Source organism: Roseobacter sp. GAI101 (assembly GCF_000156335.1).
Classification (GTDB): Bacteria; Pseudomonadota; Alphaproteobacteria; order Rhodobacterales; family Rhodobacteraceae; genus Sulfitobacter.
Genome location: NZ_DS999213.1, coordinates 2,625,139 through 2,641,604 on the forward strand (window position 1 = coordinate 2,625,139; position 16,466 = coordinate 2,641,604).

At 58.5% G+C, this 16,466-nt stretch carries 15 protein-coding genes; 7 read left to right on the forward strand and 8 right to left on the reverse strand.

Going from position 1 to position 16,466, the window contains the following annotated elements:
* Positions 1-12: 12 nt before the first annotated feature.
* Both xylB and xylA read left to right on the forward strand, forming a co-directional pair.
* On the forward strand, positions 13-1,446 hold the full coding sequence (gene xylB / locus RGAI101_RS12210; protein ID WP_008227345.1) for a xylulokinase: 1,434 nt from the start codon (positions 13-15) through the stop codon (positions 1,444-1,446).
* A gap of 23 nt (positions 1,447-1,469) precedes the next feature.
* The gene (gene xylA, locus RGAI101_RS12215; RefSeq protein ID WP_008225856.1) at positions 1,470-2,768 is read left to right on the forward strand and encodes a xylose isomerase; all 1,299 of its coding nucleotides are present in this window, start codon (positions 1,470-1,472) and stop codon (positions 2,766-2,768) included.
* Positions 2,769-2,809: 41 nt separating this feature from the next.
* Here xylA and RGAI101_RS12220 read toward each other — a convergent pair whose 3' ends face one another.
* The 4 genes from RGAI101_RS12220 to RGAI101_RS12235 are packed head-to-tail and all read right to left on the reverse strand — an operon-like array spanning position 2,810 to position 7,803.
* Positions 2,810-4,357, reverse strand: a complete 1,548-nt coding sequence (locus RGAI101_RS12220) for an indolepyruvate oxidoreductase subunit beta family protein (RefSeq protein ID WP_008226276.1) — start codon at positions 4,355-4,357, stop codon at positions 2,810-2,812.
* Positions 4,354-6,492: a thiamine pyrophosphate-dependent enzyme gene (locus RGAI101_RS12225; RefSeq protein WP_008225618.1), complete on the reverse strand. Its 2,139-nt coding sequence runs from the start codon at positions 6,490-6,492 to the stop codon at positions 4,354-4,356. The genes RGAI101_RS12220 and RGAI101_RS12225 overlap by 4 nt, the downstream gene beginning before the upstream one ends.
* Before the next feature lie 10 nt (positions 6,493-6,502).
* The gene (locus RGAI101_RS12230; protein WP_008226437.1) at positions 6,503-6,982 is read right to left on the reverse strand and encodes a MarR family winged helix-turn-helix transcriptional regulator; all 480 of its coding nucleotides are present in this window, start codon (positions 6,980-6,982) and stop codon (positions 6,503-6,505) included.
* Positions 6,983-7,005: 23 nt separating this feature from the next.
* Positions 7,006-7,803 carry a cyclase family protein gene (locus RGAI101_RS12235; RefSeq protein WP_008227946.1) on the reverse strand — a complete coding sequence of 266 codons (798 nt, stop codon included), beginning with the start codon at positions 7,801-7,803 and terminating at the stop codon, positions 7,006-7,008.
* Between the two features lie 113 nt (positions 7,804-7,916).
* Between RGAI101_RS12235 and RGAI101_RS12240 the strand changes: the two genes are divergently transcribed.
* The gene (locus tag RGAI101_RS12240; RefSeq protein WP_008224915.1) at positions 7,917-9,032 is read left to right on the forward strand and encodes an aminotransferase class V-fold PLP-dependent enzyme; all 1,116 of its coding nucleotides are present in this window, start codon (positions 7,917-7,919) and stop codon (positions 9,030-9,032) included.
* On the opposite strand, the gene RGAI101_RS12245 is transcribed toward RGAI101_RS12240, so the two are convergent.
* Positions 9,029-10,189: a pyridoxal phosphate-dependent aminotransferase gene (locus RGAI101_RS12245; RefSeq protein ID WP_008225391.1), complete on the reverse strand. Its 1,161-nt coding sequence runs from the start codon at positions 10,187-10,189 to the stop codon at positions 9,029-9,031. The two genes, RGAI101_RS12240 and RGAI101_RS12245, sit on opposite strands and share 4 nt — an antisense overlap.
* Before the next feature lie 97 nt (positions 10,190-10,286).
* On the opposite strand from RGAI101_RS12245, the gene RGAI101_RS12250 reads away from it, so the two are divergent.
* A complete protein-coding gene (locus RGAI101_RS12250; RefSeq protein ID WP_037228133.1) occupies positions 10,287-11,009 on the forward strand; it encodes an SDR family NAD(P)-dependent oxidoreductase in 723 nt (240 codons plus the stop codon).
* 73 nt (positions 11,010-11,082) lie between these two features.
* Here RGAI101_RS12250 and ahcY read toward each other — a convergent pair whose 3' ends face one another.
* Complete coding sequence (ahcY, locus tag RGAI101_RS12255) at positions 11,083-12,471, reverse strand: adenosylhomocysteinase (RefSeq protein WP_037228136.1); 1,389 nt, start codon at positions 12,469-12,471, stop codon at positions 11,083-11,085.
* Between the two features lie 144 nt (positions 12,472-12,615).
* Here ahcY and RGAI101_RS12260 point away from each other — a divergent pair, with 144 nt between their 5' ends.
* Entirely contained in the window at positions 12,616-13,209 is a 594-nt protein-coding gene (locus tag RGAI101_RS12260) for an HD domain-containing protein (RefSeq protein WP_008228761.1), read from the forward strand.
* Complete coding sequence (locus RGAI101_RS12265) at positions 13,209-13,694, forward strand: GNAT family N-acetyltransferase (RefSeq protein WP_008228848.1); 486 nt, start codon at positions 13,209-13,211, stop codon at positions 13,692-13,694. The genes RGAI101_RS12260 and RGAI101_RS12265 overlap by 1 nt, the downstream gene beginning before the upstream one ends.
* Before the next feature lie 3 nt (positions 13,695-13,697).
* Here RGAI101_RS12265 and RGAI101_RS12270 read toward each other — a convergent pair whose 3' ends face one another.
* Together RGAI101_RS12270 and RGAI101_RS12275 are read right to left on the reverse strand one after the other, a co-directional pair.
* Positions 13,698-14,249, reverse strand: a complete 552-nt coding sequence (locus tag RGAI101_RS12270; protein ID WP_008226705.1) for an ActR/PrrA/RegA family redox response regulator transcription factor — start codon at positions 14,247-14,249, stop codon at positions 13,698-13,700.
* Between the two features lie 79 nt (positions 14,250-14,328).
* Positions 14,329-14,946 (reverse strand): SCO family protein, encoded by a 618-nt coding sequence (locus tag RGAI101_RS12275; protein ID WP_008226191.1) that lies wholly within the window; start codon positions 14,944-14,946, stop codon positions 14,329-14,331.
* A 101-nt stretch (positions 14,947-15,047) separates the two neighbouring features.
* Here RGAI101_RS12275 and regB point away from each other — a divergent pair, with 101 nt between their 5' ends.
* Positions 15,048-16,424: a sensor histidine kinase RegB gene (gene regB / locus RGAI101_RS12280; RefSeq protein WP_037228139.1), complete on the forward strand. Its 1,377-nt coding sequence runs from the start codon at positions 15,048-15,050 to the stop codon at positions 16,422-16,424.
* Positions 16,425-16,466 lie beyond the last annotated feature (42 nt).

The window sequence follows — 16,466 nt, forward strand, 5'->3', positions numbered from 1 at the left end:
AAGGGGAAAACGATGTTTTTGGGTCTTGATTTGGGCACTTCGGGCCTGAAAGCGCTATTGGTGGACGATGATGAGACTATCATCGCCGAAGCCACAGCGCCCTTGCAGGTATCGCGCCCCCATGACGGTTGGAGCGAACAGAACACCGATGACTGGTTCACCGCCTGCGCGGATGCGGTTCGCGGCCTTGGCGTTGATCTGCGCGCTGTTCAGGGCATCGGACTAAGCGGTCACATGCATGGCGCGACCCTGATTGATGGCAAAGGCGCGGCCCTGCGCCCCTGCATGCTGTGGAACGACACCCGCGCGGCGGTTGAAGCGGCTGAAATCGACGCGAACCCGGTTTGGCGCATGGTCACGGGGAACATCGTGTTCCCCGGCTTTACCGCCCCCAAGGTGGAATGGGTCCGGCGGCATGAACCCGAGATTTTCGCCCGGATCGACAAGGTCCTGCTGCCCAAAGACGCGCTGCGGTTTTGGCTGACGGGTGATGCCGTGTCAGAAATGTCCGACGCCGCCGGCACCAGTTGGCTGGACACCGGCGCGCGCGACTGGTCGGATGAATTGCTGGCGTTGTCGGGTCTGTCACGGGCCAACATGCCACGCCTTGTCGAAGGATCCGAGGTTTCCGGCAGTCTCAGCGGCTCTATCGCGGCGAAACTCGGGTTGCCTGCGGGCATTCCCGTCGCCGGGGGTGGCGGGGACAATGCCGCCTCTGCCATCGGGATGGGTGTCGTGAAACCCGGGCAAGCATTTGTTTCGCTTGGCACCTCTGGCGTGTTGTTCGCCGCTACGCCCAGCTATGCCGCTGCCCCCGAAAGCGCTTTGCACAGCTTTTGTCATGCCCTGCCCAACCTGTGGCACCAAATGGGGGTAATTCTGTCTGCGACGGATGCGCTGAACTGGCTGTCGGGGGTGCTGAACGAAGATGCACAGACGCTGACGGGTGATCTGGGGGACCTGCAGGCTCCAGGTCGCACAGTCTTCATGCCCTATCTTGGCGGCGAACGCACCCCTCACAACGACGCACAAATCCGCGCCGGATTCCTGCACCTTGGCCACGGAACAGATCGCGCTGCGATGGTGCGCGCGGTGCTTGAGGGTGTTACTCACGCCTTGCGGGACAGTTTTGACGCGATGACTGTGACGGGTACAAAGATCGACAGCCTGATCGCAGTCGGTGGCGGATCGAAGTCCGATTACTGGCTCAAGGCGATTGCGACGTCGCTGAACATGCCGATCCAGCTGCCCGCCGCAGGTGATTTCGGGGCCGCCCTTGGCGCAGCCCGTCTGGGCCGCATGGCTGCAACGGGTGCAGGGGCGGAAATCGCTGTCCCGCCACCCGTTTCCCGCGTGATAGAGCCTGATCCCCGGCTTGTTCCGGCATTTTCGGACGCTCATGCCCGCTATTCCGAGACATATCGCGCAGTCAAATCCCTGCGCTGATCCAACCGAAAGGACCCCCTCCCATGACCGAGTTTTTCAACGGCATCCCGACGATCGCCTATGACCCTGACGCGACCCACGACTTCGCCTACCGCAGCTATAACCCTGACGAAGTTCTGATGGGCAAGACAATGGCCGAACATCTGCGGTTTGCCGTGGCCTATTGGCACAGCTTTGCCTGGGAAGGCGGCGACCCGTTTGGCGGCCAGACGTTCGACCGACCCTGGTTCGGCGACACGATGGATCACGCCAAGGTCAAGGCCGATACCGCGTTCGATATGTTCAAGGTCCTTGGCCAGCCCTATTTCTGTTTTCACGATGCCGACGTCCGGCCCGAAGGCGATACATTCGCCGAAAGCACAGCGCGCCTGCACGAGATTACCGATTACTTCGGCGAAAAGATGGAACAGACGGGCACCAAGCTGCTTTGGGGCACCGCAAATCTGTTTTCGAACCGGCGTTACATGGCCGGGGCAGCGACGAACCCTGATCCCGATGTGTTTGCCTATGCCGCCGCGACGGTCAAGGAATGCATCGACGTGACCCATAAACTGGGCGGCGAAAACTATGTGCTTTGGGGGGGCCGCGAAGGCTATGAGACCTTGCTGAACACCGACATGAAGCGCGAGCGCCAGCAAGCCGGACGGTTCCTGCAAATGGCCGTCGACTACGCGCGGAAAATCGGGTTCAAGGGCGCGATCCTGATCGAGCCTAAACCGCAGGAACCCACCAAACACCAGTATGATTACGACGTCGCCACGGTGTACGGTTTCCTCAAGGATTTCGGACTTGAGAACGAGGTGAAGGTGAACATCGAACAAGGCCACGCGATTCTGGCGGGGCATTCGTTTGAACACGAACTGGCGCTTGCTTCCGCCCTTGGTATTTTCGGGTCCATCGACATGAACCGCAATGATTACCAGTCGGGTTGGGACACAGACCAGTTCCCCAATTCCGTGCCAGAAGTCGCATTGGCCTATTACGAAGTGCTCAAGGCGGGAGGTTTTACCACAGGCGGCACCAATTTCGACGCCAAACTGCGCCGCCAGTCGTTGGACGCGCAGGATCTGATCCTTGCCCATGTCGGTGCGATGGACGTCTGCGCACGTGGCCTGAAAGCCGCTGCCGCAATGCTGGAAGATGGCAAGTTAGAGGCAGCGCGTGAGACGCGGTATGCAGGATGGGGATCCGATCGGGGCCAAGGATTGCTGCAAAGTGATCTTGAGACGATCAACGCGCAAGTCAAGGCAGATGCCTTGAACCCGCAACCCGCATCGGGTCGGCAAGAAGCCTTGGAAAATCTGGTGAACCGCTACCTTTAATCGTCTCTGACTTTCAGATGCAGAAAATCCCCAAACGCGTTTTAATGCGTTTGGGGGTCGGTAAAGCTGCGAATGGTCTCTAACGCGCCGGACAGTGCCTTGCCTTCGGGGTCCTGCAGTGCCGCTTCGCGCAGTCTGGCCACCCAATCAGCTGCGTCCTTTCGACCTTTCAAAATCGCTGCGCCGTTCATCACGCTGTCGAACTTCGTCAGGCCGCGGGCATGGGTGTCCGAATAGCCCTTGATCAGCCGTCGGCATCGCAAAAGTTCGACACTTAGGGCGTAATCGGTGGCAAGCGGCGCTAGGCTGCGGTCCAGCCAGGCGTCCAGATGGGCCACCTCGACCGCATGTCGCCGGGTTTTCAGACGGTAGGATTTCAAGCCGCCCAAGATGTGCAGCATCGCAAAGGCCGGCAAGCTATCGGTGCGCAAACGCCGCCCTTTCCCGAACCAACGATCCAGTCGCGCCATCGCCTTTGGCCGCCCTTCAATCCGCGCACCAAGCGCGGCAGGCAGCAACCCTGCGATTTCTTCGGCCCGCGGGTGGAAATATTCCGTCAGTTGCATCACCTGATCCGGTTGCGCGCCCATTTCCGTGCGAATACGGTCAAAGCGGGGTTTGCGGGTCTTGATGTCGGCTACGCGAATGATGTCATCGTAAGCCATTGCATTCGCAATATATTTCGCCGCAGTCTCGCTGAGCAGCCAGTCTTTTTCGGTACTGTCGCGGGCGATTACCGTGTCCAAGCGGTCCAGGTAGGCGCTGCCATAGGCGCAATCCTGAAAGTCGACAACCTTTTGCAGCCCCGCGAGGGCCATCTGCTGCACGTCTTGCGGTAGCGTTTCGATCCGTTTAATCAATTTTTGCCAATCACCGACAAGGTTTTGCGGCCCTGCAATTTCGGATGCCGGAGCGGCGACCTTTTCAACCGGTTCCACGCCATGCTGCGCGGCGTCATACCCTTGGGCAAAGGCACGCAGGCTGGCATCGACCCCCTTGCCGCTTTGGCGGATAGCGTCTTCGAAGGCGGCGCGCGGGAACGGCAGCGCCTTTGACCCTGCCAAAGCACCGAACAGACTTGCAGAAATGACCGATCCCTGGCCGACGGCCAACCCCTCCATATCCGCAAGTATCAGTGTCTGTGCAGCTATTTCAGCGGCTGCGCGAACCTCTTCCGCATTTGCGATGCCATCGCCGGGAACGGATTTCTCGGACACGGCCAATGCGCGGTGGGTCGACCCGATCAGCGTTGTGCGATCCGGCGTCACAAACCCCCTGAGCACGGCACGCCCGACCTCCATCATCTCGGCTGCGATCAGGATATCGACGTCACCCGCGGACGGGGCCAGCGCAAAGATCGGTTGCTGGTCGGTCTTTGGCGTCATTTCAATATAATAGATCGTGGCACCCGTGCGCTGCGCCACGCCTGCGACGCTGGTGGCCTGCACTTCGTACCCTTGGGCGCGCGCCAGCGTTTCGATCCACGCGGTCAACACGCCACCGCCCTGCCCGCCAACCGCCATGACAGCCAGTTTGGTGATTTGGGCCATCCGCGCATCGGGCGTTTTCGAAGGGGTCAAAGCATTCATCGTAACACCAGTCGTTTTGTATCGCGTCGTTGTTGCAGCCAGGCGATCACCTTGCTGCGTTGCTTGGCGCGCCATGCCTCGAACCCTGTCGGATTATGCACCACATCGGCCTGGTAGAAAGACGGACACAAGATCGCGGTATCTGCGACCTCGCCGCAGTTGCCGCAACCGACGCAGGTCTGGTCGATATGCGCCACAGGATCATCGCGCAGGGGGTCATCAAGTTTTTTCAGCGACAGTGACGGGCACCCCGACAGGCGAATGCAGGCATGATCGCCGGTGCACACATCTGGATCGACGCCAAACCGCGGGATATCCACGCGCCGCCCTTCCTTGATGGCCTGATTGCGCAGGGGCTTTTCGCGGCGCTGCTTGTTCAGCATACACTCAGAAGACGCAACGATCACCTTGGGACCAGCGTAATCGGTCGTCAGCGCCTCGTGCAGAACCTCGCGGACCTTGCCCACGTCATAGGTGCGGTCGATCTGGCGTACCCATTCCACACCGACACCCTTCAGCGCCGCGGAAATCGGGTTATTCGTCGATTTAGTGTCGTTTTTTGCGCGGCTCGACAGCACATCCTGCCCGCCCGTCGCGGCAGAGTAATAGTTGTCGACGATCACCGCGACCGTGTCAGATTTATTGAAGACCATGTTCCCGATCGAAGAGCTAAGCCCGTTGTGCCAGAACCCGCCATCCCCAAGGATCGAGATCGCGCGCCGTTCGCCACCGCCATCAAAGGCTGCGTTTGACGCCGGCCCAAGGCCGTAGCCCATTGTCGCCCCGCCAATTTCGAACGGAGGAAGGGCAGCAAACAAATGGCAGCCGATGTCGCCGCTGATCTGGTGTTTGCCCAGCTCCTGTTCGGTCAACTTCATCGCAGCAAAGATCGGCCGTTCCGGGCAGCCCGTGCAGAACCCCGGTGGCCGGATCGGGACTGTCTTTGACAGATCAGGGATCTGCGATGCCTCTGCATTCGGCGCGCGCACGTTGCCCGGCAGCATGTCGGGGGCTGCCACCTTCAGAAAGGCGGTCACACCGTCAAGCATCACCTGACCGGTATATTCACCCGCCATCGGCAGCATGTCCTTGCCATGCAGATTGACGCTGCTGCGGGACTTGTACAGGAAACTGCCAAGCTGCTGTTCGATGAAATCGGGCTGGCCTTCCTCGACCACCAAAACATGGTCCTTGCCCTTACAAAAGCGTTCGAATTCGTCTTTGACCAAGGGGTATGTGACATTAAGCACATAAAGCGGCACATCGGTGTTGCCATAGATATCGGCCAGCCCCAGCCTTTGCAGCGCACGCACAACGCCGTTGTACATGCCGCCTTGCACCACGATCCCCAACGGGGCGCGGTCCGGGCCAAAGACTTCGTTCAGCTTGTTTTCGACGATGAATGCCTCGGCTGCGGGCCAGCGGTTCTTGATCTTGTCCTGCTCGTGCAGATAGCTCATCGGGGGAAGCACAACGCGGGCGAAATCACTGCGCGGGCTCGACAGCGCGTCCTTGACGCTAAGCGGCGGGGCGATGTTATCGCGTGTCTCAAAGCTGCCGGTGACATGGCACGACCGGATGCGCACCATCAACATGACAGGGGTATTGCTGGCTTCGGACAGTTCAAACCCGTCTTTCACGGCCTTGGTGATGCTGGGCAAATTGGGGCGCGGGTCCAGCATCCAGAATTGCGACTTCATTGCAAAAGCATGGGACCGTTCCTGCATGATCGACGACCCTTCGCCGTAATCCTCGCCGACGATCACCAGCGCACCGCCCGTCACGCCAGACGAACTGAGGTTCGCCAGCGCGTCAGACGCCACATTCACGCCGACCGGCCCCTTGAACGTCACCGCGCCGCGGATCGGATAGTGGACGGAGGCCGCAAGCATCGCGGCGGCAGCACCTTCACTTGCGTTCGCCTCAAAACGGACATCCAGTTCGCCCAGCAGATCCTGGGCATCGGCAAGCACATCCATCAAATGGCTGATCGGTGCCCCCTGATACCCGCCGACATAGCCGACGCCGTTTTCCAAAAGCGCCTTGGTGATTGCCAGAATGCCTTCGCCGGTAAAGGTATCGCCTGCGCCTTTGCGCAGATGTGCGACCTCTTTCTTAAAGGATCGTTCAGCCATTTTGTTCCTTTCAGAAGTCGTGCTTGCGAATGTTCTTCAACATCTTCTGCAAGGTGCCGACAAAGGCGGTTTTCTCGCTTTTGGAGACACCTGAAAACATCGCCTGATACGCGGCAGACATGTGCGGCCACAGCCGCTGATACGCTGCACGTCCGGTATCGGTCAGATAAATCCGGGTCGCGCGGCTGTCGTCGGGGTCGGGCACGCGCAGGATCAACCCGTTTTGCGCCAAAGCCTCAAGCCCTCGGCTTAGGGTCGATTGCTGCACGACTGCATACACCGCAAGTTCCCGGATCAAGATTCCGTCACGTTCGGACAAAACCGCCAAGGACCGCATCTGGGGCGTGGTAAGCCCCAGTTTGGCCATCTCTTCCTGCAAGGCCGCGTTGTAACGGCCCATGATGCGGTTCATCAGATAGGGCGCAAAGTTGTCCAGCCCGATTTCCCCAAGTCCATCGGTCTGGTCGGCAGGGGTGTCGGGGCTCGTCATACGCGTCCTTTCCACATGCGACCCTAGCCCTTTGGTACCAGGGCAAGAGCACGAATCGGGCTGCCTGTGCCACGCTGGATCTTGAGCGGTGCGGCGACCAGAATGGCACCCTTTGCCGGCAGCTTGTCGAGGTTGGCAAGACTGGCCAGCCCAAAGCAATTGTCGCGGTGCAGCAGGTTATGTGCCGGATACGCCGGTTCCATGCCGCCAGCCTGGCCTGCGTCGGTCCCGATACATTGCGTCCCCCAACCGACGATCCCCTTGGAAAGCAGATATTCGATGCAATCGGGCGTCGGGCCCGGGCTGTGCGGGCCGGTTTCATCGGCGTTCAGGAATTTAGCCTCATCATTCGCGCGCTTGTCCCAGTCGGTGCGCATCACGACCCACTCGCCTTTTCCGATCTCGCCATGTTCGGCCTCCCAGGACTTGACGCCATCGGCAGTCAGCAGGAAATCCTCATCCTCGGCGGATTGTGCAGAGCAATCAATGACGTTGACGGGGGCAACCAGACGCTGGACATCCAGCGTGTCGGTAAAGCCGTCTTCATAATCCTTACCGGTAATCCAGTGATGCGGAGCGTCGAAATGGGTGCCGGAATGTTCGCCCAGCTTCATCCAGTTCCACGCGAAAAACGGACCATCATTGTCATATTCACTGATTTTGTGAATCTCGACTTTGGGGGTATTCTTGGCGAAATCTTCCGGCAATTGCAGGATCGGCGTATCGGGCCCGAGGGTTCCGGTACAATCCACGACTTCGACACCGCCAGAGGCCAGCATCATGGCAAGGCTCGCAAGGCTATCTGCACCGCTCATCTTCATCTCTCCCTTTAGGTGCCAAGGCACGGTTGTTGGAAGATGATGTTAGGTAGCGTTATATGCGTTTGCAACTAAAATCCCATCTGGCATAGTGGCCACGACAAAACGAGGGCGCAATGACCGATCCTGCATATTTCCTGTATCACTCCATTGGCCAGTATCCTGGCAAAGCGAAAGACATGGCGGCAGCCTTGGCCGATTTCTCGGGGATCTGGGGCGTACCAGACGATGCGCAATGGCCCAAGGTACTTGGGCAGCGCGAAGAGTTTCTGGCGCTTTGGCGTCGCTTGATCGACGCGCCGGACGGCACCCTGACCAGCGCCGAAAACGTCACCACAGCCCTTTTCTCTATCCTTGGCGGCCTGCCAAAGGATCGCCTGCGCGGAAAACGCGTGCTGATCGCCGCTGATTGCTTTCCGTCGCTGCATTTCCTGCTGAACGGCGTGGCAGACCGCATGGGCTTTACCCTGCATACGGTCCCGATCCGCACGGGGGAATTCTGGGTCCGCACCGAAGACATCCTGGATGCGTGGGGCCATGATGTCGGTCTTGCGCTGCTGACATTCGTCACCTCGACCAGCTCGCATCGCTGCGATCTGACGGCCCTGCTTGCCCATGGCCGCGATATGGGGTCGCTTGTCGGGATCGACCTGACCCAAGGCATCGGGATCATTCCTTTTTCGCTCGACGCGCATCCGGCAGACTTCGTCATTTCCACAAGTCTGAAATGGCTTTGCGGCACACCGGGGGCCGGAATCATCCAGATGCGCCAGGATCTGATCGAACAGGTCACACCGGAATTGCGTGGCTGGTTTTCGCAGGACAACCCGTTTTCATGGGATTTGGACGCATTTGATTATGCCCCCGACGCAAGGCGGTTCGATCATGGGACGCCATCGGTTATGGCCTGCCTGGGCTCTATTCCAGCTCTCAAATGGCATGCGTCACAAACCGGTCTGCTGACGCATAATCGTCAACTGACTGATCTGATCATCCAACATGCTGATGATACGGGTCTGCGGATCGCCACACCACGGGACGTGGCACAGCGTGGCGGGTCGGTGATGGTGCAACTGCCGGGCCATATCGATACGCAAACCGTCGTTCAGGACTTGCGCAGCCGGTCGATCCATGTGGATTGTCGCGGGCAAATCCTGCGGCTGTCCCCGGGGGCCATAACAACCCAGACCCATGTGGACGCCCTGTTCAAGGCCTTGAAAGGCCTTGTTTAGAGACTGTTGAAAAAACGCTGCATCCGGTCCATGGCGTCTGTCAGTACATCGGTGGACGCGCACCCGAAACAAACCCGCAAATGCCCTTCGCCAGCCTGGCCATAAAAACTACCCGCTTCGACCACAACGCCGGTTTCCGACAACAGGCGGTCCGCGCAGTCTTGGGCGCTTAGCCCTGTGGCTGTGATGTCCGGAAACGCATAGATCGTCCCTTCGACGGCGGCGCAGGTCACGCCGGGCATCTGGTTCAACCGCCCGACCACCAGATCGCGGCGTTCGCGGTCCCGCGCGACCATGCCTGCCAAAACGGACGGGTCGCCTGTGACAGCCGCAAGTGCGCCGTGTTGGATAAAGGTGTTCACATGGGTGACTTCGTTGGTCGTGATCTTCATCAACGGGCCCATCAAGGCGCTGTCGGCAACGACATATCCCAGCCGCCACCCGTCCATCGCATAGGCTTTGGTGAAGGCAAACATCGAAATCGTGCGGTCCTTCATGCCGGGCAGCGATGCGATCGAGATATGGGTCGCGTCATAGGTGATCTCTTCGTAGACCTCGTCTGAAATCACCAGCAGATCATGTTCCTGCGCAAGATCAGCGATGATTTGCAGCTCATCGCGGGTATAAACTCGCCCCGTCGGATTGCAGGGATTGATCAACGCAAGGATACGGGTTGCCGGGGTGATATGCGGCTCTATCAAAGCGCGATTGATGGAAAATCCGTTTGCAGCATCCAAGGGCGCGACGGTGACTTTGGCCCCTGCCAACTCTGCCTTGCCGATATGTTGAGGGTAATAGGGGGCCAGCAAAAGCGCCTCGTCGCCCTCGTCCAGAAACGCCATGAACGCGGCGTATGAGCCTTGGGTCAGGCCGTTGGTGATCAGCACCTCACTGGCCGACACGTCCATCCCGTTCTGTTGCGTCAGCTTTTCCGCCAGCGCTTGCCGCAGTTCCGGCATCCCTTGCAGATCTGAATAATGAACCGCGCCCCCCTGAAGCGCAGCAATCGTGGCGTCCTTGATGTGCTGGGGGGTATCTTCGGCGGGCATGCCCAGTTCAAGATGGATCAGATCGCCCGTCATCCCCACCGCTTTCGCGAACATGCCGAAATTCTTGGGGCTGGTATCAGTGATCCTGCGGGCGGGGCGAATGGGCATCTTGCTCTCCTTGCATGGGTAAATACATGCGTTTACATTTAAATTGGATAACGCGGGTTGGCATCATCTGCCAAGAGGAAATGGCAAGGGGGACAAGATGAACAGGATTTCAGTGGTCACAGGGGCCGCAGGCGGCATGGGGCGGGCGATTGTGGAACGGCTGATCGCAGACGGGTCCCACGTCATCGGCCTTGATATCGATGCCGCCGGTCTGGCGGATATGAAGGGCGACGGGTTCGAAGGTATCTGCGTTGATCTGACAAGCGCCGCTGCCATTTCAGACGCCTTTGCAAAGATCAAGGAAACCCATGGCGGCATCGACGCCTTGGTGAACAACGCCGGCACCTGTTTCATGTCGGAATTCCCCGATATCCCCGAGGCGGAATTTGAAAAGCAGATGGCGTTGAATTTTTCGGGTGCCTTTCACTGCTGTCAGGCCGCGATCAAACTGATGGCGGGGCGGGATGGCGTCCGCAAGATCGTCAATATCAGCTCAAACGGGGCGTATAACTTTGATGCGTTCGATCCGCCGCATTACCGCGCGTCAAAAGCTGCGCTGGATACGCTGACAAAGGATCTGGCGCGGCGCTATGCCACCGACAAGATCGCCGTGAATTCGATTGCGCCCGCGATGACGGAAACGCCGCTTTTCGGTGTGGTCAGCCAAGAGGTGCTGGACAAGGCCATTGCGCAGATGCCGCATGGTCGCGCGATGCAACCGTCCGAGATCGCGGCCTGGGTCGGATTCCTGATCTCGCCTGCGGGGGATATCTCCAGCGGGAACGTGATCATCCTCAATCAGGGGCGGGATGTGCGCTAAGGCATATTCTCCATAAAAAACGCCGCCCGAACGCTGTGGTCGGGCGGCGTGAAGTCAGGCAGTAAATCCTGAATTAGTAACGGTAATGCTCTGGCTTGAACGGGCCATCGGCCGACACGCCGATATAGGCAGCCTGTTCGTTGCTCAGCTTTGTCAGCTTCACGCCGATCCGGTCAAGGTGCAAACGGGCAACCTTCTCGTCCAGATGCTTGGGCAGGATGTACACTTCGTTTTTGTACTCACCGTTGTTTTCCCACAGTTCGATCTGCGCCAGCACCTGGTTGGTAAAGGACGCGGACATCACGAAGGACGGGTGGCCCGTGGCGTTGCCAAGGTTCAGCAAACGGCCCTCGGACAGCAGGATCAGACGATTGCCGCTAGGCATCTCGATCATGTCGACCTGTTCCTTGATGTTGGTCCATTTGTGGTTCTTCAGCGACGCGACCTGAATTTCGTTATCGAAGTGGCCGATGTTGCCTACGATCGCCATGTCCTTCATCTCGCGCATATGCTCGATCCGGATGACGTCCTTGTTGCCCGTGGTGGTGATAAAGATGTCGGCAGTCGCCAATACGTCTTCCAGCAACACAACTTCGAAACCGTCCATTGCGGCCTGCAGCGCGCAAATAGGATCGACTTCGGTGACTTTGACGCGGGCACCCGCACCGGCGAGGGACGCGGCAGACCCTTTGCCAACATCGCCGTAGCCCATGACAACGGCAACCTTGCCGGCCATCATGGTGTCAGTCGCGCGGCGGATGCCGTCGACCAGCGATTCCTTACAGCCGTACTTGTTGTCGAACTTCGACTTCGTGACGGAGTCATTTACGTTGATAGCGGGGAACGGCAGCTGACCTTGCTTGACCAGTTCATACAAACGGTGAACGCCGGTTGTTGTTTCCTCGGAAACGCCCTTGATCTGGTCACGCATCTTGGTGAACCAGCCGGGGCTTGCTTCCATGCGCTTCTTGATCTGGGCCTTGATCGCTTCTTCCTCTTCCGAGGTTGGCACGGCGATCACGTCTTCGCCTGCTTCGGCACGCGCGCCCAGCAGAATGTACAGCGTTGCATCGCCGCCATCGTCAAGGATCAGGTTTGGACCGTCTTCGAACATGAACGACTTATCAAGGTAATCCCAATGTTCGGTCAGGGTCTGGCCCTTGATCGCGAAAACAGGTGTGCCACCCGCAGCGATCGCAGCCGCAGCATGATCCTGGGTCGAGAAGATGTTGCACGACGCCCATCGCACGTCGGCACCAAGTTCGACCAGCGTTTCAATCAACACAGCGGTCTGGATTGTCATGTGCAGCGACCCGACGATGCGCGCGCCCTTGAGCGGTTTGCTTTCGCCGTATTCTTCGCGCAGTGCCATCAGGCCGGGCATTTCGGTTTCAGCAATATCAAGTTCCTTGCGGCCATACGCTGCAAGGTTAATGTCTTTAACGATATAATCGTCTGCCATCTGGCGTTCCTTTTTCAAACATCGAATATTTGTCACGCGCCTAGCACTTTCGCTGCCTAATCTCAACGGGTGTTGACGCCGCAGCGAAAACCACATGTCATACAATGTCTAAATTAGTGGTAAACCGATCAAGGGAGCGATCATATGGCGCAGCAGCCCCGCGCGTGGCAGCGCATGTTATCCGGGCGCAGGCTTGACTTGCTGGACCCGACCCCCGTCGACATCGAGATCGAGGACATTGCCCACGGGCTGGCCTTTGTCGCGCGCTGGAATGGGCAGACCCATGGCGATTTTGCCTATTCCGTTGCTGAACATTCCCTTTTGGTAGAGACGCTTTTTACCCGGCTGAACCCAAAAGCCCCCGCGAAATGGCAATTGGCGGCCTTGCTGCATGACGCGCCCGAATATGTGATCGGCGACATGATTTCACCGGTCAAAGCCGCCGTGGGCCCCAGCTATGGCGTGTTGGATGACCGGCTGACGGCGGCCATTCACATCAGGTTCGGCCTGCCTGCCGCGATCCCAAAGACGATCAAGCAACAAATCAAAAGAGCCGACAAAATCAGTGCCTGGATGGAAGCGACCCAAATCGCCGGGTTTTCATCGGCCGAGGCGACAAAGTTTTTCGGCAAACCCGATGCAACCATCATCGAAGGTTTGGCAATCGTCCTGCGTCCGCCCGTCGAGACGCGCGCTGATTTCACGGCCCGCCACATGACACTTCTAAAGGAAATCTGATGACCAAGGTGCGGCGGCCCATATCGCTGGATGCCCCAGACATGGCACGGCTTTTGAACGAGATTATCCAGATCGGCGGGACCACAGCCCTCACCCGGCCCGTCACGGGGGATGATCTGAACGATTGGATGGCGTCGAACGCAGATCAAAGCGCTTGGCATGTCGCCTTGGATGACATGGAAAAGGTCGTGGGCTTCCAGTGGATCGGCCCACACCCTGCTCTCCCGCCCGAGGCTTGCGATGTGGCGACGTTCGTTCAGGTCGGGCGAACCGGGCTTGGCATCGGGTCGGCCTTGTTCGATGCAACGGCAGCGGCGGCAAGACAGCTTGGCTATGTCTGGATCAACGCGACCATCCGCGCAGATAACACCGGCGGTCTGACCTATTACCAAAGCCGCGGCTTTCGCGATTGGCACTTCGATGAAGACGTCCGGCTTGAGTCAGGTCAGATCGTGGACAAGATCAGCAAACGGTATGACGTTTAGACCCTAACGCGGGGATCTTTTGGCCAAAATGCGCTGCAACGTCCGTCTGTGCATGCTCAATCGGCGCGCGGTTTCGGATACGTTTCTATCGCAAAGCTCATAAACCCTCTGGATATGCTCCCAGCGCACGCGGTCCGCGCTCATCGGGTTTTCAGGGGGCGGCGGCAGATCATCGCCCGTCGCCAACAGCGCGTTGGTGATGTCATTGGCATCAGCCGGTTTCGACAGGTAATCCGTCGCTCCGATCTTGACGGCGGCCACAGCCGTGGCGATCGCGCCGTACCCTGTCAGCACGACGACCCGCGCGTCAGGGCGCTTTTCGCGCAGCACTTCGACCACATCCAGACCATTGCCGTCTTCCAACCGCAAATCAATCACCGCATAGGCCGGGGGACGCGCTGTCGCGATGGCACGGCCTGCGGCAACGGAGCCTGCGGTTTCAATTTCAAAACCGCGTTTTTCCATCGCCTTGGCGAGGCGCCGCAAAAAAGGCTCGTCATCATCGACAAGCAGCAAAGAGCGGTCTTCGCCAAGATCAAGCGCTTTGTCAGCCATATTCTGCCTCTCATCCATCTGAATTGGGATAACATCCATCCTCATGATATGTGTCACACTAGGACGTTGGTCAAATTTTCTACTGATTTTCGATGTAGCAAGCGATTTTATCCGCCATTTTCTCGGGCGTCACATCACGGCGGAAGAAATCAACAAAGCCTTCGTCCGGCATCACCAGATAGCTAAAGGTCGAATGATCGACGAGATAATACTCATCATCAGCCTCATGCGCCTTGTAATAGGTCCGGTATGCCGCACTTGCCGCTGCAACCTGCTCAGGCGATCCGGTCAGGCCGATCATCTTGGGATGCATGTTGGCAGCAAACTCGCCCACGACCTCGGGTGTGTCGCGCGCGGGGTCGATCGAGATAAAGACCGGCGTCACCGACATGCCGCGGTCGGCGAGCACATCAACGGCACTGGCATTGCGATCCACATCCAGCGGGCAAACATCGGGGCAAAACGTATACCCGAAATAGATTAAACTTGGCTCGGTGATCACATCCGCGTCCGTCACGGTCTTACCCTCTGCGTTCACCAGTTCAAACGGGCCCCCCAGATCAGCGCCCCCTGCAACGGTTGCATTTTTGCATTGGGCGTATTTATCGGCTTCTTCTGGCCGGTTGCCCATAAAAAGCATCACAGCAAGAAATCCGATTGCCACGACGACGGCGGCGATTGCGTAAAAGCGTCTCATCTAAAGTCTCCTGCGCCAAACGGGCGCTCTTGATCACTGTCGGGTCCAGTCTTACCCTTGGGCTATATCATTGAAATGGTTAAATTTGAAAAGGTGCGCCGATGACGCAGGCGACAACGAAACCCTTAGGCGAACGCACCCGTGCGAATTGGATCAGATTGCGCACAATGATCGTGCTGCGATGGGTCGCCATTGCAGGTCAATTGACTGCGATCACCGTGGCCGACCGGATATATGGTCTGCAACTGGAACTGGCGCTGTGTTACTTTGCGGTCGGTGTGTCCGTGACCGGCAACCTTGTCGCCATTCTGGTCTTTCCCGAGAACAAGCGGCTGTCGGAATACGAAAACCTGTCCATGGTGATGTTCGACCTGTTGCAGCTTGGGTTTCTGCTTTTCCTGACGGGCGGCCTGCACAATCCGTTTTCGCTTTTGCTGCTGGGTCCGGTGACAATTTCCGCCACGGCGCTTAGCTTGCGGTCAACGGTCGTGCTGTGCAGCACCGCGATTGCGCTGGCGACCGTCCTGGCGATCTTTCACTTCCCCCTGATCACTCAAAGCGGAGGTCTGCTTGAGATTCCGCAGATCTTTGTCTTTGGGAACTGGGTTGCGCTGGTCATCGCGATCTTGTTTTCAACCTCGTATTCGCGCCGCGTCACAACCGAAATCCATTCAATGTCAGACGCGTTGACGGCAACGCAGATGGCGCTGGCCCGCGAACAGAAACTGACCGATCTGGGCGGCGTCGTCGCAGCGGCAGCGCACGAACTGGGCACGCCGCTTGCCACGATCAAACTTGCCAGCACAGAGCTGCTGCACGAACTTCAGGACAATCCCGATCTGGCAGAAGATGCAGCATTGATCCGCGATCAGGCTGACCGGTGTCGCGACATTCTGCGCGACATGGGGCGCGCGGGCAAAGACGATCTGCACCTGCGGCACGCCCCCCTGATGGCCGTGTTGGAAGAAGCCGCCGAACCGCATCGGACACGGGGCAAGACAATCGAATTTTCGACGGACGCTTTTGACGACGCGATGGACCAGCCCGAGATCTTGCGTAAACCCGAGATCATTCACGGATTGCGCAATCTTATTCAAAATGCTGTCGATTTTGCACAAACCACCGTCTGGGTCGACGCCAACTGGACCGATGATCAAATTTCCGTCCGTATTTTCGACGATGGCAAAGGGTTCCCGCCCCATCTGCTGGGTCGCATTGGTGATCCGTTCATGCGCAGGCGGCGCAGCGCGCGGTCCTCGACGGAAAGACCGGGCTACGAGGGGATGGGCCTTGGCCTTTTCATTGCAAAGACGCTGCTGGAACGGTCAGGTGCAGAGCTGAAGTTTGCCAACGGGTCCGATGCGGTGACGGGTCAGCTTGGTGCCGTGGTCGAAGTGGTCTGGCCGCGCCAGAAGCTTGACCTGCAAAACGGCGAGGCCCGAACCGCATTGGGAAAAAACAAACCGATCAAAGCGTGATCCGCCAGCAAAAAACCAGCTGCGTTCATTTCGGTTAATCAA